Genomic DNA, 22,840 nt, shown 5'->3' on the forward strand with positions numbered 1-22,840 from the left:
GCGCGCGCCGGTGGGCCCCGGCGCTTTCTCTCTCCCCCGGGGTCACTCCTCGTCACGCAGTCGGGCCGCCAAGGACGTCAGCGGCTCGGCCTCCTCGGTGTGGCCCAGGGAGGTGAGGCGGGAGACCGCCGCGTCGAGGCGGGTGAGGGCGGGAGCGGGGCGTTCCAGGTAGATGCCCTCCACGGCACCCGCGAGGCGGACGCACTCGGCCCATTCCCCGGCGCGGTCGTCCTCCGGCCCCGGCTCGCCGAGCAGGGCGAGGGCCTCGTCCAGGGCGGCCAGTGCGTCCTCGTACGCGCCGGCGTGGGCGTTGACCCGTCCGTATTCGTAGGCCAGGGCGGTGTCCAGGGAGCGGCCGCTCGGCTCGTACCCGGCGGCGCGGGCCTCGTCGGCGATCCTGCCCGCGTCGGCGAGCAGGGCGAGGGCGTCGGCGAGGCCGTCGGGGCCCTGCTGCTGGGCCTGGAGGCGGGCGAGTTCGCGCAGGCAGTTGCTGAGCTGCTCGTAGCGCGGGGCCCGGGCATGGGCGGCGCGTGCCTGGTCGGCGGCTTCGCGGGCCCGGCCGAACTCGCCGGACTCGCCGAGGAGTACGGCGGTCTCGGCGGCGATCATGGCGTGGCTGCCGGGGTCGTCGTCCCAGCCGGCCGATTCGGCGGCGAGGGCGATGAACTCCGCCGTGGCGGCCTTGAGGTCCTCCCCCGCGTGCAGCGCACGGGCGCGGGTCAGACGCAGCTGGGCGAGGAGCCGGTCGTCCAGCTCCCCGGCGGCGGCGTCGGGTTCGGCCAGGAGGGAGTCGAGGAGCGCGATGCAGTCCTCGACACGGCCCAGGTCCAGGCTGAGCTGGGCCGCGTTGCCGTAGGCGCAGAACGCGTCCGTGCGGCTGCCGCGGCGGAGGTCCAGTTCGGCGGAGCGCGTGAGGTGCCGCAGTGCCTCGTCGGGGCGGCCCAGGTGCATGCACACCTCAGCCAGATCGCCGTGGAGGCGGGTGGTGTCGACCGTGTCGGCCGGCCAGTCGGCGGCCCGGCGCAGGCCCTCGGTCAGGTCGGCGTGCGCGGCCTGGGTGTCCTGGAGGCCGAGCTGGAGCCGGCCGCGCAGTCCGAGCGTGCGGGGCAGGTGCCAGGCGGGGCCCCGCGTCTTCAGCCGGTCGAGGAGTGCGTCGATCTCGGAGACCGCGGTGGGCAGGTCGCCGGAGATGGCGTGGGCGCTGACCCGGAGCAGCAGAGCGCCGGAGATCTGGCCGGCGAGGTCGTGCCGGGTGGCGAACGCGTGCAGCAGCTCCACCTCGGCGAGGACCGGCGCGATGTGCTCCTCGCTTCTCGAGGTCTGCAGGCGCAGGGCGAGGGCGGTCGCCCGCAGCCGCAGCAGGCGGGCCTCCAGGTACGGGGGGAGGCCGGGCGTCTCCTGGTGCAGGCGGACCATGGAGGCGTGGGCGACGGTGAGCGCGGCGGCCTTCGTCTCCGCATCGTCGGCGTCCGGGAGTTCGGCCGTGGCGAGCAGGGCGCAGGCGCGGGCGAGCGCCGCGTGACCCGGTGCTGCGGCGTCGTCGTACAGGGCCGCGGCCTCCTCGTGGAGGGCGGCCGATTCGGCGAAGTCGTCCTTCTCGCCCGCCCGGTTCGCCTCTTCGGCGAGCAGGTCCGCGCGCAGCTGCACGAGCGGGCCCACGGCCGGGTCGTCGGGGTGGGTGTAGTCGCGGGCGGCGACGAGCGTGCGCAGTCGCGCCCAGCAGGCGTGGGCGTCCGGGTGCCCCTGCTCGTCCAACGTCCTCGCCCGGAGGATGAGTTCGGGCAGCGATTCGGGGACAGCGGCGGCTGTGCGGGCGGCGGGCTCGGTCGCCGGGGCGGCCGGGGTGACGTCGTCGAGGCTCCGGGGGCGCAGGGTCAGTTCCAGTGACTCCAGGAGCGGGGCACGGTCGAGGCGGGCCCGGCGGCGGTCGGTGTGGGCTGTGGTGCCGTTGCGGGTGTCGAAGCGGGCGGCGAGGTCGTCGGCGCGGCCGGGGTGACGTCGTCGAGGCTCCGGGGGCGCAGGGTCAGTTCCAGTGACTCCAGGAGCGGGGCACGGTCGAGGCGGGCCCGGCGGCGGGCAGTTCGCCGTGGCCGAGGAGTTCGACCCGCTGGAGGAGGACCTCCACGCCGGTGAGGAAGCCGAGCAGGTCCAGCGGCGAGTCCACCTCGTCGAACAGGCTCCGGTTCTCGGCGAGCAGTTCCAGGCCGCGTGCCTCGTTGCCGGTCAGCGCGCAGAACTCCAGGTGTCTGCCGACCTCCTGGGCCATCGAGGGGTTGCGGCGGCAGCCCCGGTAACCGGCGAGGTGCAGTTCGCGGGCCCGGTCGGTGCGGCCGGTGCGCAGCAGGGGCAGCAGCGCGTAGGACATGGAGCGGGCCGGTTCCTCCTGGCAGGACTCCTTCCCGGCCAGGACGGGTTCCCAGGCGCGGAGCGCCCGCTCGTCGTCTCCCGCCGTGAGGTGGTGGATGGCGCGCTCGCAGGTTTCGCACGCCTCGCAGTCGCTGAGCCTGGTGCGGGTGCGGCTCGCCCACAGGTCGTAGGCGAGGGACGCGTCCTCTCCGACGTGGACGGCGAGCTGGTAAGCCTGTCCGTAGTAGGGCTGGAGGCCGAGGCCGGCCTTCTCGTACCGGTCGCGCATCTCCTGCTGCCACTGGCGCAGGCTGGCCAGCGGTATCTCGGGGAGCGCGCGCAGGGCGTTGGCCACCCACTTGAACCGCCAGAACAGCATGTGGCGCAGGCGCTCGTCGAAGAGGTCGGGCTGCTCGTCGAAGAGGGTCAGCAGGCGGGCGAAGACGACGGGCGACTTCCGGGGTTCGGAGCCGTAGGTGTACGCCTCCTGCAGTTCGAGGAGCGCGTGGACGAGCGGAGCGGGCTCGGCGAACTGCTCGGCTGCGTCGACGAGTTCCTCGGCGGTGACGGTGCGCGCGCGGCCGTAGGGGCGCCGGTCGTTCTCCTGGAGCGCCTGGTACAGCTCGTCCGTGTTCTGGGGATGGGGTGCGGTGGGCATCGTCAGCTGTCCTTGCGGAGGGCGTGGGCGAGGAGGTCGAGGAAGGAGCGGTTGATGAGGCTCGACTCGGCGGGCCTGAGTGGGCGCCGGGACAGCATCACGGCCTGTCCGTAGAGGGCTTCGGCGCTGGTGCGGGCCAGTTCGGGCTCGTCGATGGTGACGGCGGTGCGGACCAGCGGGTTGAGCTGGTTGAGGATCAGCTGGGCCCGCGGGGCCTCCTGGCGCAGCGCGCCGAGGATGTCGCCCCACAGGCCGCCCTCCTGCTCGCGGGCCAGCTGGGAGCGGGTGCGTTCGTGCCGGGCCTCGCGGCTGTCGACGAGGAGGGCGGGGGCGGAGGCGGGCTGGAAGGTGCGCAGCGCCACGTCGCAGTCGAAGACGGCGAGGGCGTCGCGGGCCTGGGTGAGGTAGGCCGCGGCGGCCAGTTCCGTCTCCCGGTCGACGGGGTCGAGGTGGGCGGTGAGGGTCTCCGGGTCGAGGTCGGCGACGGCGGCCTCGGGCCTGATCTCGGGCAGTCGGTGGACCAGTTCGCGGTCGTAGGTGTAGCCGCCGTTGACGACGCCGAGCCCGGCGGCCGAGGCGATCGCGGCGACCTGCCGGAACTCCTCCACGGTCGAGGTCACGAGCACGGTGCGGTGGGTGCGGGCGAACTCGTCGAGGGTGGTGTGCCCGTCGGTGGTCTCGAACGGCAGCCAGGGCAGCAGCATCCGCAGGATCTCGTCGTCGTGCACGGCGAGGGACTTCACGGCCAGGTGGTGGGCCTGGAGGAAGCGGCCCAGCAGGTCCGGGTCGCTCGCGGCGGCCCGGGCGATCCAGGCGCGCAGCCGCTCGGCGAGGGCGTCACGGACGGCGGCGAGGGTGTCGTCCTCGTACAGGGACTCGCGGGACGCCGTCGGGCGCAGGCTCTCGGCGTCGACGACGCAGCGGACGAAGAAGGCCCACTCGGGCAGGATCTCCTCGGCCTGCTCGGACAGCAGCATGCCCTTGACGTGCACGCGGTGCCCGTGCCGGCGCCCGGCCGGCACCGTCTCGGGCAGCACGCAGGCGATGCCCTTCAGGCCTACGGCCGGCAGGTCCAGTTCGATGGTGTCCAGCGGAGTGAACCCGAAGACCTCTTCGCCGTACGCGGCGAGCGCGCGGGAACGGGCGCCGGGGGTGGCGTACGTACGGGACCAGGGGGCGGGCTCGGGGTTCACGGAGGCACCCGTGCTGCCCGGGCCGCCCGTGCCGTCGTCGAAAGTCACCGGATGGCGCAGCAGAGAACCGAAGTGGCGAGCCAGCGCGTGCACTTGCGCCGGGCGGGTCCACTCGCCCGCGTCGGCGCGCGGTGTCAGGGTGACGGTGGTGCCGGGGCGGGGGCGGGCGGAGGGCGGCAGGGTGCGGACGGAGTAGCTGCCGTCGCCGCGGCCGCGCCATTCCACGGCGGGTGCGTCGGGGGTGCGTGCGGAGCGGCTGAGGACGTGGATCTCGTCCGCGACCAGGAAGCAGGAGAGCAGGCCGATGCCGAACTGGCCGATGAAGTCGGCGCGTTGTTCGGCTATGCGCTCGGCGCGCTTGCTGCTGCGGCCGATGGTGGCGAGGAAGGCGTGCACGTCGGCCTCGGTGAGACCGACGCCGTCGTCCTCGACGCGGACCACCGAGCCGTCGGCGTACAGGCGGATGCCGAAAACGCCGTGAGGCTCGACGGCGTACCGTGCGGTGAGGGCGTCGACCGCGTTCTGCATGAGTTCGCGCAGGTAGACGCGAGGGCTGGAGTAGAGGTGGTGGGAGAGGAGGTCCACCAGGCCGCGGAGGTCGACCTGGAAGGTGCGGTCGGTGGCGGCGTGGTCGGCGGTGTTGTCGCGCAGGGGCATGGGGCAGTCCGGGGTGAGGGGAGCGGCAGGAGTGGGCGGTGGTCCGCCGGACCGGCCGGAGACGGGTGGGACGGGGTGGCCGGTGGGCTCAGAAGGCCTTGCGGAAGCGCGCGTACGCCTTCTCCGGGTCCGCCATGAAGGTCCACGGCCACTCGGTGATCACACCGTCCAGCTCGCGGAAGACGTTCGAGGCCTTGCTGCTGCCCGCCAGCGAGAGGGCCATGGCGAACATGTTGTAGTCGCCCTGCCAGCCCAGACGGCGCTCGTACGCGTGGTGCAGGATGCTGCGCTCCGCGGCCTCTCTCAACTCGGTCCGGATCTGCGGCTGCTGGAGGCAGTCGCGGTCTTCGGACTCCACCCAGTCCTCGATGTGCGCCATGGCGACGGCGCAGCCGAGCCGGTGTCCGTCGGGCGCGGCGGCGAAGGCCTTCCGGGCGAACTCCAGGGCCTGGCCCGGCTCTCCGCCCCAGCGCGGCTGGAGGTGCGACACCCACTCCAGATGGATGTCCAGGTTCAGCGGATCACGGCGCAGACCCGCCGCGAGCCGGGCGGACTGGACGCTGTCGTCGACGGACATGCCGCGTCCCGAGGTGAGCAGGTGACGCCACGGCGTGACCCAGTCGGGCCGTAGCTCGGCGGCCTCGAGCAGGTGCTCCTCGGCGATGCGCAACCGCTCGTAGAAGGTCTGCCACTGCTCGCGGCCGACGTCCACGGCACGGGCGGAGGTGCGCGCCTCCCAGCCCCAGGCGACATGGCGCGCACCCGATATCAGCAGTGCGGTCGCCCGGAGCTCCTTGTCGTCCTTGTCCTCCTCGGCGGCCCGGACGATCCACTCCTCCACACCGTCCACATCGGTGAGCTGCCCCAGAACTGCCTGCTCGCGGCCGAGGTCGAAGGGGGCCAGCGCGGCCTTGACCGCCTCCCAGTCACCGGCGTCGGCCGCCTCCACCAGGGCGAGCACCCGCGCGTCCCCGAGCGCGCGCAGTGTGTATGTGCCGTTCTTCTGTCTGCGCGGGACGGGAAGGGCGTGCGGATCCGCCGCCGGTCTCTCCTCGCCCCTCCCGAACAGCTTGCCGAACATGCCGCGCCCTCCCCTGGTCCCGCGTGATCGTCCGGAGCAGCATAGACGGCCCCACCGACACCGCTTCCACAGGGTTTTCACCGGTACTTCACAGGACCGGTGCACCGTACGGCGGCCGATCGCGTCACGGGCCCCCGAATGACGCCACGACGAAGGTCAACGGCAGCGCGGCGAGCGCGAGGGCGAGCCCCGCGGCCGCCATGCCTGCACGGATCTCCCGCCGGCCCCGGATCCCCAGAAAGGCGGCGATCGGCGGCAGAACGCAACTCAGGACGAGACCGAAGTGCCAGCCCTCCTCCTTGATGAAGAAGACCGTGGCGGCGAGACAGACCGGCACGGAACCGACGGTCATGACGCGGCAGCGCGAGAGGAAGAGTTCAAGGCCGTCGGCCCCACCGAACACGCTCACGACCTGGTGAAGACCTTGTCCTGGGTGTCGCCGGCGGAGCAGAGCTTCTTCTCGTCGGCTGTCATCTTGCGGGACTTGACCACGACCGCGCTGTGCTTGCCGTCCGTGCCGTTCGGGGCCGGGCCGGTGACCACGTCGGGGACGAACCAGTAGTAGTGATCCCACTTGGGGTCGTCGTAGTGGGTCTGCCAGGTGCCGGATATCCGCTGCATCACCTGGGCGCGGGAGATCCAGCCCACTTCTCCCGGCTTCACGTTCACGGTGAAGGAACTCGTCTCCGTGTGCGAACTCTGCCAGGTGTAGTTGTACGTCGCGGTGACACTGGCCGTGATGATGCCTTCGATGCCTCCGCCGACGGTGACCGAGCCTCCCACCGAGTGGGAGGAGCCGACGGTGTCGGCCCATGACATCGACTGGGAGGCGGGCGAGTCGGTGCAGTTGAAGAGCAGTTCGGACACCTGTCGCGGCTCACCGAGGTAGGCCTTGCCGAGCTCCGGGGAGTTGAAGGAGCACTTGCCCTCCCCGGAAGCGCAGTCGGCCATGATCTGTTCCGCGGTGGGCTGTTCCTCGGCCGAAGCGGGCACGGCCGCCGTCGCGATCACCCCGAGGGCCGTCGCCGTCAACGCCATCGTGCGGCCGCTGTACCGCAGGGTGCGATTCATCGTCATTTCGTTGGTGCCTCTCACCATCGCATGGGGGACAGTGACCCGGACCCTCGTGTTACGGGAGGGTCCGCAGTCACCGCGTGGTGTCAATGAGGCTCACGTAAACCGCAGTTCATCTACACCAAGGAACAGTAAAGTTGTATTTGATTTTCAGAATTGCTTAACCGTCAACTTTCGCTGTCAGTTGAACGGGTCGAGGGTGAGATAGGCCTGGCGCGGACTGCCGTCGTGGACGAGTGACTCGTGGTGGCCGACGTCGTCGAAGGCGAATGCGTAGGCCTTGCCGTCGACCGTCTGCGCGTGGATCTTGCGCGCGTAGTGGTTGGTGACGTCGTCCTTGTAGAAGGCGTCCGCTCCGGAGTCCGGCTGGTTGGGGTTGACCAGCAGAGTCGAGCGGTTGAAGCCGGCGCACAGGGTGCGTGAGATCGGACCGCGGATCAGGTCGTTCGGCGCGTCCAGCTTCCTGTGGCAGCCGAAGACCGAGGAGGCGTCCGGCTTTTCGAAGCGGGTGACGGTGGCACCGGCGCTGTCGGTGAAGTTCATGACGCCACCGGAGACCCGGCCGTAGTACTTGGTGCCGGGCTGGTCGGCGAACGGTGTGACCGTGAGGGTCGAGGTGGAGTACTTCTGCCAGACTCGGTTGATGTAGTCGTCCATGACGCCGGCCGGCAGCGCGCCGGTCTCCAGTCCGTACAGTGGCGACAGGGCGCGCAGTACGGTGCCGTCGGAACGCGTCTGGATCAGGTTGGCCCAGCCTCCGGGCTGTCCCCTGAGGGCGTTGAAGAAGCCGTTGTATCCGCCGGGCTTGAGCCGGCCGGTGCTCGCGGTGCTTCCGTCGGCTCGCTGCACTCCTACCGCGTAGGGCGCGGAGAACATGTCGACCTGTGTGCTGTTGATCCACAGGCCCGAGTCGTTGAGGGTGTACTCCGACCAGTTGAACAGGATGTTCCGGTTGGGGTCGGTGGGGTTCTGCACGGCGGGCTGGACCAGGCCGCCGGTGGTCAGTTTGAACACCAGTTTCTGACCGTAGGAGAAGTACACGCGGCCGGAGAACTTCGGCATCCGGATGGTCGTCGACTGGCCCGCAGCGGGGCCCGGGATCGATGCGTCGGGGGCGGGGGTCGGCGGGTTTCCGCCCGCAGGCCAGGGGTGGAAGGTGCCGCTCGCGTCGGCCCAGCCCTGCCGTCCGGTCGACAGTTCCGTGCCGAGGTTGTAGATGTACACCTGCTCGCCACGGGCCGAGTTGTTGGTGATCTTCAGGGGGATCGTCGCCGGGACGGCGGCCTGGGCCGGTGCGGCGACCCCGGTTGCGAGCAGTGAGCCGCTGAGGATCGTCGCGAGGGACAGTCCGGCGGCCGCAGCCCGGCGCCTGAGGGTCCGTAACATGCTCTTTCTCCGTTCGACGGGGGCCGATGCGGGAAGCCTTGAGAGCGCTCTCAGAGCGTGGCGTGTTGGTACGGACCTGTCAATGAGTCGGGACGTACGGTCTGGCGCGCGTGGTCGAGGGGGTGTCCGTGCCGCCGCCCCGGGGGACGGCGGCACGGACCCGGGTCACTCCCCGAGCGCGCCGCCGGTCTCGTCGCGCAGGAGGGCGACGTAGTCGCGGGTCCAGCCCTCGATCGTGGTGCGGTCCCAGAGGTCGGCCGAGTACTCCACGAAGCCCTGGAGCCGGTCCCCGGCCGGGACGAGTCCGAAGGTGAGCTCCGTGCGGGACGCGGCGGGCGCGAGATCCTCGACGGCCGTGGTCAGTCCGGGCAGTTCGATCTCCGCGTCCAGGGAGTTCTGGTACGCGAAGCCGACGTCCAGCCGGTCCGGCACGGCCACGCCCGTGCGCTCCCGCAGCGCGGGGGCGATCAGGCGGACCGGCATGGCCCGGTCCATGCACTCCACCGCCGTGCGGGCGATGCGGTCCGTGAGGCCGGCGAAGGAACCGGCCGCTCCGTCGCGCACGGGCAGCGCGAAACCGGTGATCGTGCAGGCCAGCAGGGATTCGAACGCGCGGCGTTCACGGTTAGCGTAGGAGATGTTGAACACGACGTCGCTCTGCCCGGACTTGCGCGCGAGCAGCCGGCCCAGGGCCGCCGCCGTGACCACGAAGGGCGTCGTGCCCCGCTGTCGCGCCAGACGTTCGACGGCGGTCCGCACCTCTGCCGGCACGGTGAACATCACGGCGCCGCCCCGGCCGCTCGCCTTCTCGGGCCGGGGCCGGTCCAGGGGCAGGTCGACGCCGAACGGCACTCCGTCGAGTTCGCGCAGCCAGAACCGCAGCTTGCGTTCGTCGGCGGCCTTGTCCTTGTCCTTCTGCCCCTGCTGCCAGTGGGCGTACTCCACGGGCTGGCACTCCACGGGCGGCAGGGCGTGGGGTTCGCCCCGTACGGCGGCGCCGTAGAGCGCGGCCAGTTCCTTCAGCAGCAGGCTGACGGACCAGCCGTCGCAGGCGGAGTGGTGCAGGACGAGGAGCAGGACCCAGGTGCTCTCGCCGGTGCGCAGGAGGCGCGCGGCCATCGGCGTGTCGCGGGCGGGGTCGATCGGTGTTTCGGTGACTTCCGCGCTTGCCCGGTCCAGGACGGTCTGCCGCTCCCCCGCGGGCCGTGCGGTGAGGTCCTGGACCGGCAGTTCCACCGCGCCGGGTCGGAGCACCTGCTGCTCCCAGCCGTCCCCGCTGGGCACCAGACGGGTCCGCAGCCCCTCGTGCCGCTCGACGAGGCCGGTCAGGGCCGCGCGCAGGGCCGCCACGTCCAGGTCTCCGGAGAGGGTGATCCGCAGGGCGACGTTGAAGACCTGGGGCAGGAGGTGATCGGCGTGCACGGCGGCGAAGCGGGACTGCTGGGCGGTGGCGGGTGCGCGGCGTTCCACCGAGCCGGGTCCTTTGCCGGACCCGGATCCCGTAGCTGATGACATCTCGCCGACTTCCAGGGCCAGTTGCGTCGTCATGGCCCGCAGGGTCGGCTCCTGGTAGAAGCTCAGCATCGGGTAGTCGGTGCCGAACTCCTCCCTGACCTGGTTGACCAGCCGCATCGCGGTGATGGAGTGGCCGCCCAGGTCGAAGAACGAGGCGTCGGCCGCGATGGCGTCCGCGTCGATGCCGAACTCGTCCGCCCACAGCTGCCGTACGCGACGCTCGACGTCCGTGCGGTGACCGGCTTCCGGGGCGTCGCCGGTGGTGGTGCCCGGCTTGGTGGCAGGGGCCGTGGTGACCAGGTCGGGCGTCGGCAGCGCGGTCCGGTCCAGCTTGCCGTTGCCCGTCAGGGGAAGGGCCGGCAGGACGCGCCAGGCACGCGGTACCAGGTACTCCGGCAGCCGGGCCGCCAGTTCCTCGGCCACGAGGTCGGCGAAGGCCTGCCGGTCGTCGGCCGTCGTTCCGACCGGGTCGGCGGGGACGGCGTAGGCGGCGAGATACGCCTCGCCGCGGTCGTTGCGGCGGGCCAGCACGGCCGCCTCGCGCACTCCGTCCAGGGCGTTGAGCACGCGGGAGACCTCTTCCGGCTCGACCCGGAAGCCCCGGATCTTCACCTGGTCGTCGGCCCGGCCGCAGAACTCCAGCGTCCCGTCGGCCCTCCAGCGGACCAGGTCGCCGGTGCGGTACCGGCGGGCGTCAGGGCCGCCGAGCGGATCCGGCGGGAAGCGCTCCTCCGTGAGTTCGGCGCGGTGCAGATAGCCGAGGGCCACGCCGGGGCCGCCGACGTACAACTCCCCCGCCGTGCCGACGGGCACCGGGGTGCCCGACGCGTCGAGGACGCTGAGCGTCACGTTGTCGACCGGGCGCCCGAGCGCGATCGCGGCGGCGGGGTCCTCGCCCCGGGCGGGCACGGTGTGCGTGGTGCACAGCACGGTGACCTCGGTGGGCCCGTACACGTTCACCGTCTCGTACGGCGCATCGGGCCGCGGCCTGGTGCGCAGCACATCGCCGCCGAGCAGCAGGTGACGCAGCGGCGGCTGGTCGGCCGGAGGCAGCCGGAGCACTTGTTCGCCGAGCGCGGTGGGCAGGATCGAGAAGGTGATGCCCTGCTCGGCGTACCACCGGGCCAGGGACCGCGGATCCCTGCGCGGTTCCTCGTTGGCGATGACGACCGACGCTCCCGCGGTCAGCGCCGGCCAGATCTCCAGGAGCGAGGCGTCGAAGCTCTGGCTGCACACGACGGCGCTGCGGTCCGCCCGGGTGAAGGCGAAGCGCCGGTGCTGCCATGCGCACAGGTCGACGACGCCGCGATGCGCCAGCACGACGCCCTTGGGCGTGCCGGTGCTGCCCGAGGTGTAGAGGACACAGCAGGGGGAGCGGTCGTCGGAGGTGGACGCCACGTCATGCCGGGGCGGTGCGGTCGCGTCCGGCGGTACGACGGTCACGTGCCCGGGCAGGTTCAGGGCCGCCGCTGCCGCGCGCGTCGACACCAGCGTCCGGGCCCCGCACTCGGCGATGACCTGCTCGGCGCGCGCCCGGCCGAGGGAGGGGTCGAGCGGGACGTAGGCGCGGCCCGTCTTCAGCACGGCGAGCATGGCGACGACCAGGTCGGCGGAGCGCGGCAGCCACAGGGCCACCGTCCCCGGCTCGTCGGCGCCCGTCGTGTGCCGCGCTCGCAGGGCGGATGCCAACTGCTCGGCGCGGTCGCCCAGTTCGCGGTAGGTCAGCCGGGAGTGGCCGCTGATCACCGCCGTGTTGTCCGGCTGGGCGGCCGCCTGCCGGGCGAAGAGGGCGTGGACGGTGGTGTCCGCCGACGGGCGGGAAGGGCCGTGCTGCCAGGACCGCGGGACGGGGTCGCCCTCGGCCGCTGGGTCGACGGCGGTGGCGGCGAGCTGGGACAGGGGTGCCTCGGGGGTGTCGACCGCGGCCGTGAGCAGGTCCTGGAAGGTGGCGAAGAACCGGTCGACGGTGTGCTGGTCGAACAGGTCGGTGTTGTACTCCAGATGGCAGCGGATGCCCTGCGGCTGGTCGGTGAAGTAGACGGTGAGGTCGGTGAGGGACTTGTCCGGGCCGGCGTCCAAGGGGGTCGCCTCGATGCCGGGCAGGTCGAAGCGGAACGGTTCCGCGCGCTGGAACTCGGCGAAGGCCTGGAACACCGGGGTCCGGTCGGCCGCCCTGGCCGGGGCCAGCTCGCGCACCACCGTCTCGAAGGGCACCCGCGCGTGGTCGTACGCGTCGAGGGCGACCGTGCGCACGCGCTCCAGCAGCGCGGAGAACGCGGGGTCTCCGGACAGGTCGAGGCGCAGCGCGAGGGTGTTCACGAAGAAGCCGAGCAGGTGCTCGGCCCGTTCGGGGCGGTCCGAGATCGGGGTGCCGACGACGATGTCCGTCTGTCCGGTGATCCGGTGCAGCATCGTCGCGTATCCGGTGAGCAGGGTCATGAACAGGGTGCTGCGGCGGGTGCGGCTCAGTTCGCGCAGGCGACGGGAGAGTTCCGGGTCGAGGGTGTGGAAGACCGCCCGGCCGTTGGAGGTCATCGTCGCGGGGCGGGGCCGGTCGGTCGGCAGTGCCAGGACGGGCAGCTCGCCGCCGAGGGTGCGGCGCCAGTAGGCGAGGTCCTCCTCGGCCTCGGGGCTGTTCGCGGACGCCGCCAGTTCCCGGGCGTGGTCGGCGTAGCTCCAGGTGAGGGCCGGGAGAGCGGGGGTGGTGGAGCCGCGTTCGGCCCGGTAGAGGGCGGACAGGTCGCGGGCGAGGACGGTGGCGGAGGCCGCGTCGACCACGATGTGGTGCAGGGACAGCACGAGGACGTGCTCCGCCTCGGCGAGCCTGACCAGCCGGGTGACGAACAGCGGGCCCTCGGCCAGGTCGAAGCGGCGTGCGCTCTCGGCCGCGAGGACATCCTGGAGCGCGCCGTCCACGAGCTCGAAGTCGGGCTCGGCTGACGCCCGCACGACCTGCCGGGGCTCTCCTCCGGCTTCGGGAAAGACGGTACGCAGCCCCTCGTGACGGGTGACGAGTCCGCGCAGTGCCGCGCGCAGAGCGGGTACGTCGAGTGGTCCTTCGAGGCGGATGGCCTTGACCTCGTTGTAGGCCGTACGTCCCGGAAGGAGCCGCTCCAGGAACCAGATCCGTCGCTGGCCGGGTGACAACGGCGCGTCACTGGGAGCGGAGGGAGCCGGTTCCCGGTAGCGGCGGCGCAGGGCGTCGAGGTGCGGAAGACCCCCGCGCAGCGCGTCCTCCGCCATGCCGAAGTCGACGAGGGCGACGAGCTCGTCGGCGCCGGCCGCGGTCACCGCGTCCACCACCGGCCGTACGCTGTCCGCCGTGCCGATCAGGGCGCGCTGATCGCAGTAGCGGCCGTAGGCGCGGCGGAACACGGCGTCGAGGTCGTCCTCGCTCAGGTCGGCCAGGTCGATGCTGTGCCCGAGGCTGTTGGTGACGCCGCTGAACACGGACAGGGACGCGCGCATGTAGCGGGACAGCGGTTCGTACGCCTCGGTCCGCGCGGTGTCGTGGTCGTCCGCGAGGTAGGTGTGCAGCAGGACGGCGACGCGCCCGGCGTCCGGGTCCAGGCCGTGTGCGGCCCGGGTGCGGCGGTAGAGGGCGATGTTGTCCCGGAGCTGTTCGACGGTCTGGGTCATCAGGTTGGTGACGATGCCCAGGTCGTGGCGGGCGGCGAGTTCGTACGAGGCGGGGTTGCCGACCACCGCGGTGTACAGGGGCGGGGCGTCCTGCACCGGCCGGGGGAAGAGCCGTACCTCGGCCTCGCCGTCCCCGCCGGTCCGGCGCACGGCGTCGCCGCGCCAGAACGTCCGGACCTCTTCGAGCTGTTCGTACATCAGCTCCTTGTGCCGGCCGAAGCGGTCGGGGAAGAAGACGAAGTCGTTGGCGCTCCAGCCGCTGGCGACACCGATGCCGACGCGTCCTCCGGAGAGGTTGTCGACCATCGACCATTCCTCGGCGACCCGGATGGGGTCGTGGAGGGGCAGGACGACGGAGCCCGCGTTGAGCCGGATGCGTTCTGTCTCGCGGGACAGCGCGGCGGCGAGCACCGCCGGGTTGGGGAAGAGTCCGCCGAAGGAGTGGAAGTGCCGTTCGGGCATCCACAGCGAGTGAAAGCCGTGCCGGTCGGCGAACCGGGCGACATCCATGAGGAGTTCGTACTGGCCCTGGCGGGGTGCGGCCGACGTGTCCTGCGGGTAGTCGCCGAAGAAGTAGACGCTGAAGTCGGGCGGGCGCGGGACGACTTCCTTTGCAGGAGCCGTGCGAGGCGCGGTGACCGCCGCGGCGTTCCAGGCCATGGAGGCCACGGGGGCGGCTGTCGCTGCGGCAACGGCCGATGCCGGTTTCGGCAGTGCTGTCTTCGACGGTGCTTTCTTCGGCGCCACGGGCCGCGTCCCCGGGAAGAAGCCCGCCGACCGCAGCTCGCGCAGCGAATCCTGTACGGCGTCGGCGATGAACTCGATGTCGCCGTCCGAGTGGGCGGTGGACAGGAAGAAGTTGCGCCACTCCCAGACGTGCACGCCGCGCAGCATCAGGTGGTGGTAGAGCAGTTCCATGTCGGCACGGTGCTCGAAGCGGAACTGGGAGCCGAAGTGGCTCATCCGCAGCGGGTACTCCTCGGCCTCGAAGAAGCCGTTGAGCGTCGTGGCCAGTTCGGCGGTGCGCGCGTTGAGGCGCTCCTGGAGGCGGGGGCTGTTCTCCTTGAGGTGGGTCAGGACGGCGCGGGCGGCGACCATCGACACCGGGTGCTGGATGTACGTACCGCCGAAGAAGGTGGTGTCGGCGGGCGGGTAGCTGTCGTCGCCGTAGGACCAGTAGCCGCCGTCGACGCCGTCCATGATGTCGGCGCGGCCCGCGATGGCGCCGATGGGGAAGCCGCCGCCGAGAAGTTTGCCGTAGGTGGCGAGGTCCGGGGTCACGCCGTACAGCTCCTGCGCGCCGCGCGGGGCGGGGCGGAAGCCGGTGAGCATCTCGTCGAAGAGCAGCACGATGCCGTGGCGGCGGGTCAGCTCCCGGAGCCTGCGCACGAACTCGACGGGCTGGAGTTCGGGGTGCCTGCTCTGCACAGGCTCCACGACGACCGCGGCGATGTCGTGGGCGTTCCGGGCGATCGCCTCCAGGGCGGCCTCGCTGCCGTAGTCGAGGACCAGCAGATCGGAGACGGCGGCCTGCGGGATGCCCCGGGAGACGGGCACGGTGATCTGATCGGTGCCGTTGTGCGAGGACCGGCCCAGGACGTTGTCGGCGTGGCCGTGGTAGGCGCCCAGGAACGAGACGATCTTGTCGCGGCCGGTGGCGGCGCGGGCGAGACGGATGGCCGCCGAGTTCGCCTCCGTGCCGGAGTTGGCGAAGGCGACCCGCTCCAGTCCGGTGAGGTCGGCGAGGAGTTCCGCCGCCTCGCCGGTCTCGATGGTGCGGGGGCCCAGCTGGATGCCCCGGGACAGGTGCTCGCGCACGGCCTCGGTGACGAAGCCGGGCTCGTGGCCGAAGAGCAGGACGCCGAAGCCCATGGTGATGTCGACGTACTCGTTGCCGTCGACGTCCTCGAGCCGTGCCCCGCTCGCCCGGCGGCCTGCGATGGGATACAGCATCTCCTTCGTGGCGCTGCGGAACCCGACGACGGCGCGGCTGTCGGCCAGGACACGGCGGTAGCGCTGGGCGATCCGCTTGGAGGTCGGCGTTCTGGAGGTGTAGCGGCGTACGAGGTCGGTCAGGTGCTCCTGCTGGGTGTGCGGCGAGACGTCCTGGACCATGCCGGAGGATTTGGCGACCGTCACGCGGGGTCCGTGGATCCGTGGCGGCTGCGGGGCTGCCGGAGCGGGGGTTTCGCCCATCTGCTCGGCGATACGCCGCGACAGTTCCGTCATCGCGGCCAGGTCCTGGTCCAGCGCCGCGGAGATGCCGTTCAGCCCGGTCACTTGGCCACCTTGCCGTTGAGCCGGTCCGTCACCGAGGCGGTCTGGAGGGCGAGCAGCTGGGAGAGCTGGGACATCATCTGCAGCTGTATCCGGGACATCTGCTGGATCTTCGCGGCGAGGTCCTCGAGTTCCTCGCGGGTCGCGTACCCGGGAGCGGAGGCCGTGCCGGCGGGGGCGGGATCCGGAGTGGGTGCCGGTGCCGGTGCCGGTGCCGGTGCCGGTGCCGGTTCCGGTGCCGGTGCCTCAGGCTGTGCCGGCTCGGCCCTCTGGACCGGGGGTCCGATCGGCGCTGTTCCGGTCGCGTCCGCCATGTGGGCGACGATGAACTCCGCCAGCCGGCGCGGCGTGCCCGTCTCCTCGAGCAGTTGTCTCATCGTCACCTTGACGTGATGGGCCTGTTCCAGTTCCCGCAGCACACTGATCATCTGCAGCGAGTCGGCGCCGAGGTCGAAGAAGTTCGCGTCGCCGACGATCGCCGACGGATCCGCTCCGAGGTGCCGGGCGGTGGCCTCGACGATGCTCTGGATTACCCGTGCGACCGCTGCCTCTTGCTGCACCACTTCGGTTCCCTTTCTCGCTGCTGTTCTCGTACTCAGGGGCGTCGACCGGTGCCCCGTCCAGTGGTCCCTGTGCTGGAATCGGTATCCGGGCAGCGGGACGCGTCTGCCACCGCTGCCCGCCAGGAGCGCGTCCCAGCTGAGGTTCGCTCCGGCGCAGTGCAGTCCCGCCGCCGCACCCCAGAGCGCGCCGAGTCCGGTGCCGCGCCGCAGGGACGCCAGCACCGTTACGTCGGGCAGCGCCCGGCGGGCCAGTCCGCTGAGGGTGGTGTGCGGCCCTATCTCGAGCAGGGCGCCGGGCGACCCGGTGGCGATGCCGCGCAACGCCTCGTCGTAGCGGACGGGCTCGCGGGTATGGCGTAGGAAGTAGTCCGTGTCGGGGATCCAGCCGGGCGGGCGGGTCGCGCCGTCCAGGGCGCTGACGAAGGGGAGGCGCACCGGCCGGCACTTCACGTCGTCGAGGACCTTCTCGAACTCCGCCAGCATCGGTTCCATCGAGGCGGTGTGGAAGGCGCGGTTCACCGGCAGCCGCTGCCCCGGTGTGCCGCGTGCGTCCAGCAGCGCGCACGCCTGCTCGACGGCGGCGACGGGCCCGGCGAGCACCTGGGCCCGGTCTCCGTTGCTCACGGCCGCCTCCAGTGCGGGCACCTCGGCGGCCAGGGCGAGGGCGGCCGCCCGGTCGAGCGGCGCCGCGAGCATCGCGCCCGGTGCGCAGCGCCGCCGCATCAGCCGGCCTCGCTCGGTGGTGAGGCGCAGACCGTCCTCCAGGGACAGGGCCCCGGCCGCGTACAGCGCTGCGTACTCCCCCACGCTGTGCCCGGTCACGGCGTACGGTTCGACGCCGGCGTCGTGCCACAGCCGGACAAGGGCGCACTGCAGGGCGAACAACGCGGGCTGCGCGGTGTCCGTGTCCCCGAGCGGCCCCTCCCCCGGTCCGTCCGCGGGGTCCGCCGTGCGCAGTGCGTCGAGCAGGGAATCGCCGGTGAGGTCGCGGTAGTGCCGTTCGCAGGTGTCGAGCACGTCGCGAACCGCGGGGTAACGCGCGTAGAGGGCGTCGGCCATCCCGGGGTACTGGCTGCCCTGTCCGGTGAACTGGAACGCCACGCGCGGAGTGCCCTGGCCGGGCGCTGTCCCCGTGGTGACCGGCGCCGGGGCGGTTCCGGTCAGCCAGGTGTCGAGGGCGTCGGCCAGGGCTGCCGGGGTGGAGCCCCGGACCGCGAGGCGGTGACGGCCGTGGGCGCGGCCGACGGCGGCGGTGGTGACGAGGTCCGCCAGGTGCGGTGCGGGCGGCTGCCGTAACCGGTCGCGGAAGGCGCGGGCGTTGTCCGCGAGGGCCTCCCGGCTGCTCCCCGCGACCAGCAGCACGTCCGGCGGCGCGGGGTCGACGGTCCTGGGCGCCGGCTCGGGGGCCTGTTCCAGGATCAGATGGACGTTGGTGCCGCCGACGCCGAGTGAGGTGAGGCCCGCGCGGCGGGGTACGTCGCTTTCCGGCCAGGGCCGCGCGGCGCGGGGGACGTAGAAGGGGCTGTGGTCGAAGTCGATGAGGGGGTTGGGTTCGCTGAAGTTCGCCATCGGCGGGATGACTCCGTGGCGCAGGACCAGCAGGGCCTTGACGAGGCCGGCCAGTCCGGAGGCGGCGTCGAGGTGGCCGATGTTGGCCTTGGTCGAGCCCAGGGCGCAGTAGCCTTCGCGGTCGGTGTCCTCGCGGTAGGCGGCGGCCGCGCCGTCGAACTCGATCGGGTCGCCCTTGAGCGTGCCGGTGCCGTGGGTCTCCAGGTAGCCGATGGTGTCGGCGCCGACACCGGCGCGTGCCAGGGCCTGCCGGACGGCCGCGCGCTGGCCCCGGGCGCTCGGGGCGGTGAACGCCTTCTTGTCCGCGCCGTCGTTGCTGATGCCCCAGCCGCGGACGACGCCGTGGATGGTGTCGCCGTCGGCCTCCGCCCGTGCCAGGCGCTTCAGGACCACGGCCAGGACGCCCGTGCCTCCCACGGTGCCGTCGGCGGCGGCGTCGAAGGCGCGCAGGCGGCCGGAGCGGGAGAGGATCGAGCCCTTGACGTAGCGGTAGCCCAGGACCTGCGGCACATGGACGGCGGTGGCGCCGACGAGGGCGATGTCGCAGTCGCCCATGATCAGCGACTGGGCGGCCGACTGCACGCCGACCAGCGAACTGCTGCAGCCCGTCTGGACGTTGACGGCGGGTCCGGTCAGGCCCAGCCGGTAGGCGACCCGGGTGGCGGTGAAGTCGGCGTAGTTGCCCACCGTCACCTGCATGCCCGAGGTCCAGTCGGGCACCGGCCCGCTGGGCAGGACGTTGTTGAGCAGGTAGTTCTGCATCGTGTAGAGGTGGTAGCCGGTGCTGGCCCAGACGCCGACACGGGTGCCGTACCGTTCGCCCGGGTAGCCGGCGTTCTCCAGGGCGTGCTGGGCGCATTCCAGGAACATGCGGTGCTGCGGGTCGGTGAGCTGGGCCTCGCGGGGGCTCATCGCGAAGTGCCGGGCGTCGAAGCCGGCGATGTCGTCGAGGAGCCCGGAGGCGCCGACGAAGTCCTCGGCCTCGTACTCCTCGGCGGGCACACCTGCGGCGGCGAGTTCCTCGTCGGTGAAGCGGGTGACGCAGTCGGTGCCGTCCCGGATGATCCGCCAGAAGTCCTCGGGCGTGTCGGCGCCGGGCAGCCGGAAGGCCATGCCGATGACGGCCATCCGCGGGTCGGGTTCGCCGGTGCTCATCAGCCGCGTCCCTCCGTCACCGTCGGCCGGCCATGGCCGGCCGGTTCCTCCGCGGGCGGGTCGGGTGCCGTTCTGCTCCGGCGCAGCAGCCAGCCGAGCAGGATCAGGCACAGGACGATCGCGAGGCCGTGGAAGGCACCCACCACCTGCAGCGGCGAGAAGGCCTCCAGGAGCGCGCCGCTGACGAGCATGCCGAGTCCGAAGCCGAAGTTCTCCACCGAGGCGGTGAGGCCGAAGAGGCGGCCGCGCTGCTCGTCGGGGGCGGTCTGCAGCCTCGACACGTAGACGATCTCGGTGAATCCGTCGGCGGCTCCGGCGACGAGCGCGGCGATGACGGTGGGCACGGTCGGCAGTCCGCTGAAGACCACGATGAAACCGGCCGACATCACACAGGCGCCGAGCGCGAAGGCCCGCTCCCCCGGTGTCCGTCCGGACTTCTTGGTGACCCGGCCGATGACCTGCTGGGCGACGATGTTGCCGATGGCCCAGGTCGCCCAGAACTGGCTGATGAACGTGGCCGGATGGTCGGGGTCCAGGCTGCTGGAGTAGATGGGCAGGGCGACGTTGTGGGACGAGGAGCCCAGCCCGTCGACCGCCCGGACGGCGACCATCGCCATGAGGACCGGTGCGGTGCCCAGCAGCATCCGGGCCGTCCAGCGCGCGGCGCCGGAGTCCTTCGCGGAGCCGGCGGCCGTGGCGGCGGCGGCCGACCGGGTGCGGACGGGCAGCAGGAAGAGCATGGTCGCGGAGACCAGGAAGGTCGCGGCGTCCAGCGCGAACGCCGCGGAGTAGCCGAGTTGCGCCACGACCACGCCCGACGAAGCGAAGCCGGCGATCATGGCGAGCGAACGTCCGGTCACGAGCAGCCCGTTGGCCCGGACGCGGTGTTCCGCGCCGACGATCTCGGGGATGCTGCTGCGCAGGGCCACCTGGGAGAGCGTCGAGCAGCCGCCCGTGACCACGGCCAGGACGTACAGCAGTCCGGGGCGTATCCCGTCGGGGGCGAGCAGCAGCGACAGCAGGGCGACGGCCTGGCACAGGTCGGCGCCGACCATCAGGCGCTTGCGGTCGCAGGCCGAGACGAGCCGGCCGCTCACCCAGCCCGACACGACACTGGTCGCCAGGCGTACGGCCATGAAGAGGCCGGCGGCCAGCGCGCTTCCGGTGGCGTGGTAGACGAAGACGTTCAGCGCCACCATGTTCAGGTAACTGCCGTACGCCGAGATGCCGTTGCCCAGAACGAGCAGACGGAAGTACCTCATGCACCTTCCTCAGGTCTGCATCAAGGGTGTGAATGGTGTGAGACCGGGATCGCCTGGCCCCGCCCGCTCAGTGGCGGTGCGGGATCCAGGCGGACGGAAGGGGCCGGTGAGGTCGCTCGTCGTACGGCGTGTTCATGCCCCGCTGCCGGCCCAGCACAGAAACCATTCCCCCCAATACGCCACCGGATGGCGGCCATTGAGTCGTCACCCAAGCAGATCCGGACAGGCGTGTTCAAGACTCGGAAGTGGTCCAGACGACTTCCGGTCCGGATTTGGCGATTTCGGAGCGTTCAGCGCCTCAGGTCCGCGTTGTTCGCCGCCGTGACGACGCGGTCGCGTTCGGTGCGGGTGAACAGGTTCTCGGACAGCCAGCGGTCCGCGAGGGTGTGTACGGCGCGTACGAAGGAGGCGGAGGACGGGAAGGGGGCCTGTAGCCACAGGGCGTCGAGGAAGGTCTGGCCGTCGGGGCGGGCGCGGTTGGGGACGCCCGAGTCGGCCGCTCCGAACACGATGGCGGGTTCGGAGCGCTTGAAGTAGGCGTGGTAGGGGGCGTCGTTGCCCAGGTGGAAGGGGGCGAGGGTGAGGTTGTGCGTGGTGAAGTGCAGGGGACGGGAGGCGGGTTTGATCGCGTCGGCCAGATCGCCGCGGAGCGTGAAGTCCTTGTAGAAGGAGAAGGTGCGGAATCGCTGCTCCGGGCTTTGGGCCGTGAGGAGGAGCGGGCCGTGGAAGAGTGCTTGGACGGTCCGGTCGTCCAGGGCTCGTTCGATGTGCAGACGGTAGGGCGCCGAGACGCGGACGCGGTCGCCTCGGCGCCAGTCTCTGTCCAGGGTGAGGTAGGTGCCGGGCACTGCTTTCGCCCGGTGCGGAGTTCCGTTGACCGTGACCGTGACGCCTGTCGTGGCCCAGGAGGGGATGCGGAGCTTGACCGCGAGCCGGCCGCCGCCCTCACGGAAGGTCAGGGTGCGTACGCCCTCGGCCGGGTAGTCGCTCGTCTGCTCGATGACGAGGCCGCGTTCCGGCCAGCGCAGGGTGGAGGCCAGGTACAGGTTGACGTACAGGGTGTTGCCGTCGGCGGAGCGGAAGTAGACCGAGTCCTGGTACTTGGTGTGGTTCTCCATGCCGGTGCCGCCGCAGCACGTGCCCGTGTTGCCGTAGCCGCGTCGTACGCCCGGGCCCATGCCGACGAAGTAGGTGACCTCGGGGCTGTCGGTGCTGGGAGTGTCCCGGCGGGAGGCGAGGATGTGGTTGGTCAGGCCCCGCTCGTAGTAGTCCATGTAGGCGGGGTCCGGCTCGTGGAAGAAGAGCTGCCGGCTCAGCTTGAGCATGTTGTAGGTGGCGCAGGTCTCGGCGTTCTTGTCGTCGAGGGTCGCCGCGATGGCGCCGCGGGCGCGGAACATCTCGCCCTGACCGGTGCCGCCCAGGGCGTAGGTGCGGGAACTCTGCACCATCCGCCAGAAGTTGCGGGCCGCGGCGGCGTAGGTCTCCTCGCCCGTGTGGTCGAACAGGCGGAGGTAGCCGGTGAACTGCGGGATGTGCTGGTTGGCGTGCTTGCCTTCCAGGACGTCACGGTTCTCCGCGCAGGCGTCGAGCAGTGCGGTGTTGTCGAAGCAGCGGGCGACCGCGAGGTGTTCCGGCCGGCCGGTGAGGGCGTACAGGTCCGTCACGACCTCGTTCATGCCGCCGTACTCGCCGGCGATGTAGATCGACCACATGCGTTCCAGCTGCGCCTTCGGCAGCCGGGCCAGACGGCTGTGCACCCAGTCGCCCATCTTCGCGGCGATGGTCAGCGCCTGTCCGTTTCCGGCCAGGATGTGCGCGTCCAGGAGGCCGCGCATGATCTTGTGGCAGGTGTAGTACGGCGCCCAGATGGTGGGGTACGTCGTGTAGCTCTCCAGGAGGATGAACTGGCTCTCCGGGTAGGCCGCCAGGTAGCCGGGGTGGCTCGGTCTCGGGTCGCCGTGTTCGGCGAGGGCATGCTGGCACTCGCCGAGGGCCGTGACCAGGTAGTCGAGCTTGGACTTGAGGGCTGCCTCGCGGGTGTCTGCGTACGCCTGTGCGATGAGGGTGAGGAAGTGGCCGCCGTAGTGGCCGCGCAGGTTGCCGTCGGTGGTTTCCCAGCCGCCCGGCGGCCGTGCGCCGCGTGTGTCCAGTCCGGCGTTCGCGCGGAAGACGGCCAGGACGCGGTCGGCCGGGTAGGCGCGAGCGTAGTCGAGCATCAGATCGCGCTTGGCCCGGAAGACTCCCGCGCCGAGGGTGACCTGATCCAGGCCGAAGGGCCGCACCGCCCAGGCCGGCTGGGCGGGAAGCGCTCGCGCGGCGGCCTCGGGGGCCTCGGCTGCGGAGCCGGTGGGGGCGGCCTGGGCCGGCGCGCCGGAGGCGATGAGCGGGGTCGCTGTGGCCGCGGCCCCGGCGGTCAGGCTCAGCACGCGGCGTCGGGTGGGTGGCTGGAACATGGCGCACTCCGA

Annotated in this window: 9 protein-coding genes and 1 pseudogene; all 10 read right to left on the bottom strand. The window is 71.8% G+C overall.

The features are described from left to right. Positions 1 to 42: 42 nt before the first annotated feature. Positions 43 to 3,004, bottom strand: a pseudogene (locus ACFZBT_RS34125) (hypothetical protein). Positions 3,005 to 3,006: 2 nt separating this feature from the next. Beyond that, a complete protein-coding gene (locus ACFZBT_RS34130; RefSeq protein WP_391112077.1) occupies positions 3,007 to 4,854 on the bottom strand; it encodes an HSP90 family protein in 1,848 nt (615 codons plus the stop codon). A gap of 88 nt (positions 4,855 to 4,942) precedes the next feature. After that, positions 4,943 to 5,935, bottom strand: coding sequence for a hypothetical protein (locus ACFZBT_RS34135; RefSeq protein WP_391112079.1), 993 nt, complete (start codon positions 5,933 to 5,935; stop codon positions 4,943 to 4,945). A 124-nt stretch (positions 5,936 to 6,059) separates the two neighbouring features. Further along, positions 6,060 to 6,344, bottom strand: a complete 285-nt coding sequence (locus ACFZBT_RS34140; RefSeq protein WP_391112082.1) for a hypothetical protein — start codon at positions 6,342 to 6,344, stop codon at positions 6,060 to 6,062. Continuing rightward, positions 6,341 to 7,006: a hypothetical protein gene (locus ACFZBT_RS34145; RefSeq protein ID WP_391112085.1), complete on the bottom strand. Its 666-nt coding sequence runs from the start codon at positions 7,004 to 7,006 to the stop codon at positions 6,341 to 6,343. The genes ACFZBT_RS34140 and ACFZBT_RS34145 overlap by 4 nt, the downstream gene beginning before the upstream one ends. Positions 7,007 to 7,189: 183 nt before the next feature. Then, positions 7,190 to 8,395 (bottom strand): beta-1,3-glucanase family protein, encoded by a 1,206-nt coding sequence (locus tag ACFZBT_RS34150; RefSeq protein ID WP_391112087.1) that lies wholly within the window; start codon positions 8,393 to 8,395, stop codon positions 7,190 to 7,192. Positions 8,396 to 8,560: 165 nt separating this feature from the next. Then, a complete protein-coding gene (locus tag ACFZBT_RS34155; RefSeq protein ID WP_391112090.1) occupies positions 8,561 to 15,829 on the bottom strand; it encodes a MupA/Atu3671 family FMN-dependent luciferase-like monooxygenase in 7,269 nt (2,422 codons plus the stop codon). Continuing rightward, complete coding sequence (locus tag ACFZBT_RS34160) at positions 15,826 to 19,113, bottom strand: beta-ketoacyl synthase N-terminal-like domain-containing protein (RefSeq protein ID WP_391112093.1); 3,288 nt, start codon at positions 19,111 to 19,113, stop codon at positions 15,826 to 15,828. Before ACFZBT_RS34160 ends, ACFZBT_RS34155 begins: the two co-directional genes overlap by 4 nt. Continuing rightward, a complete protein-coding gene (locus tag ACFZBT_RS34165) occupies positions 19,113 to 20,375 on the bottom strand; it encodes an MFS transporter (RefSeq protein ID WP_391112096.1) in 1,263 nt (420 codons plus the stop codon). The genes ACFZBT_RS34160 and ACFZBT_RS34165 overlap by 1 nt, the downstream gene beginning before the upstream one ends. Positions 20,376 to 20,665: 290 nt before the next feature. After that, positions 20,666 to 22,828 carry a beta-L-arabinofuranosidase domain-containing protein gene (locus tag ACFZBT_RS34170; protein ID WP_391112098.1) on the bottom strand — a complete coding sequence of 721 codons (2,163 nt, stop codon included), beginning with the start codon at positions 22,826 to 22,828 and terminating at the stop codon, positions 20,666 to 20,668. Positions 22,829 to 22,840: the final 12 nt, after the last annotated feature.

This window comes from Streptomyces sp. NPDC008137, assembly GCF_042957035.1.
Classification (GTDB): Bacteria; Actinomycetota; Actinomycetes; order Streptomycetales; family Streptomycetaceae; genus Streptomyces.

Excerpts from the sequence above, each read along its gene's own strand:
- ACFZBT_RS34130 (WP_391112077.1), bottom strand. The coding sequence starts at position 4,854 with ATGCCCCTGCGCGACAACACCGCCGACCACGCCGCCACCGACCGCACC.
- ACFZBT_RS34150 (WP_391112087.1), bottom strand. The coding sequence starts at position 8,395 with ATGTTACGGACCCTCAGGCGCCGGGCTGCGGCCGCCGGACTGTCCCTC.
- ACFZBT_RS34165 (WP_391112096.1), bottom strand. The coding sequence starts at position 20,375 with ATGAGGTACTTCCGTCTGCTCGTTCTGGGCAACGGCATCTCGGCGTAC.
- ACFZBT_RS34135 (WP_391112079.1), bottom strand. The coding sequence starts at position 5,935 with ATGTTCGGCAAGCTGTTCGGGAGGGGCGAGGAGAGACCGGCGGCGGAT.
- ACFZBT_RS34145 (WP_391112085.1), bottom strand. The coding sequence starts at position 7,006 with ATGAATCGCACCCTGCGGTACAGCGGCCGCACGATGGCGTTGACGGCG.
- ACFZBT_RS34160 (WP_391112093.1), bottom strand. The coding sequence starts at position 19,113 with ATGAGCACCGGCGAACCCGACCCGCGGATGGCCGTCATCGGCATGGCC.
- ACFZBT_RS34170 (WP_391112098.1), bottom strand. The coding sequence starts at position 22,828 with ATGTTCCAGCCACCCACCCGACGCCGCGTGCTGAGCCTGACCGCCGGG.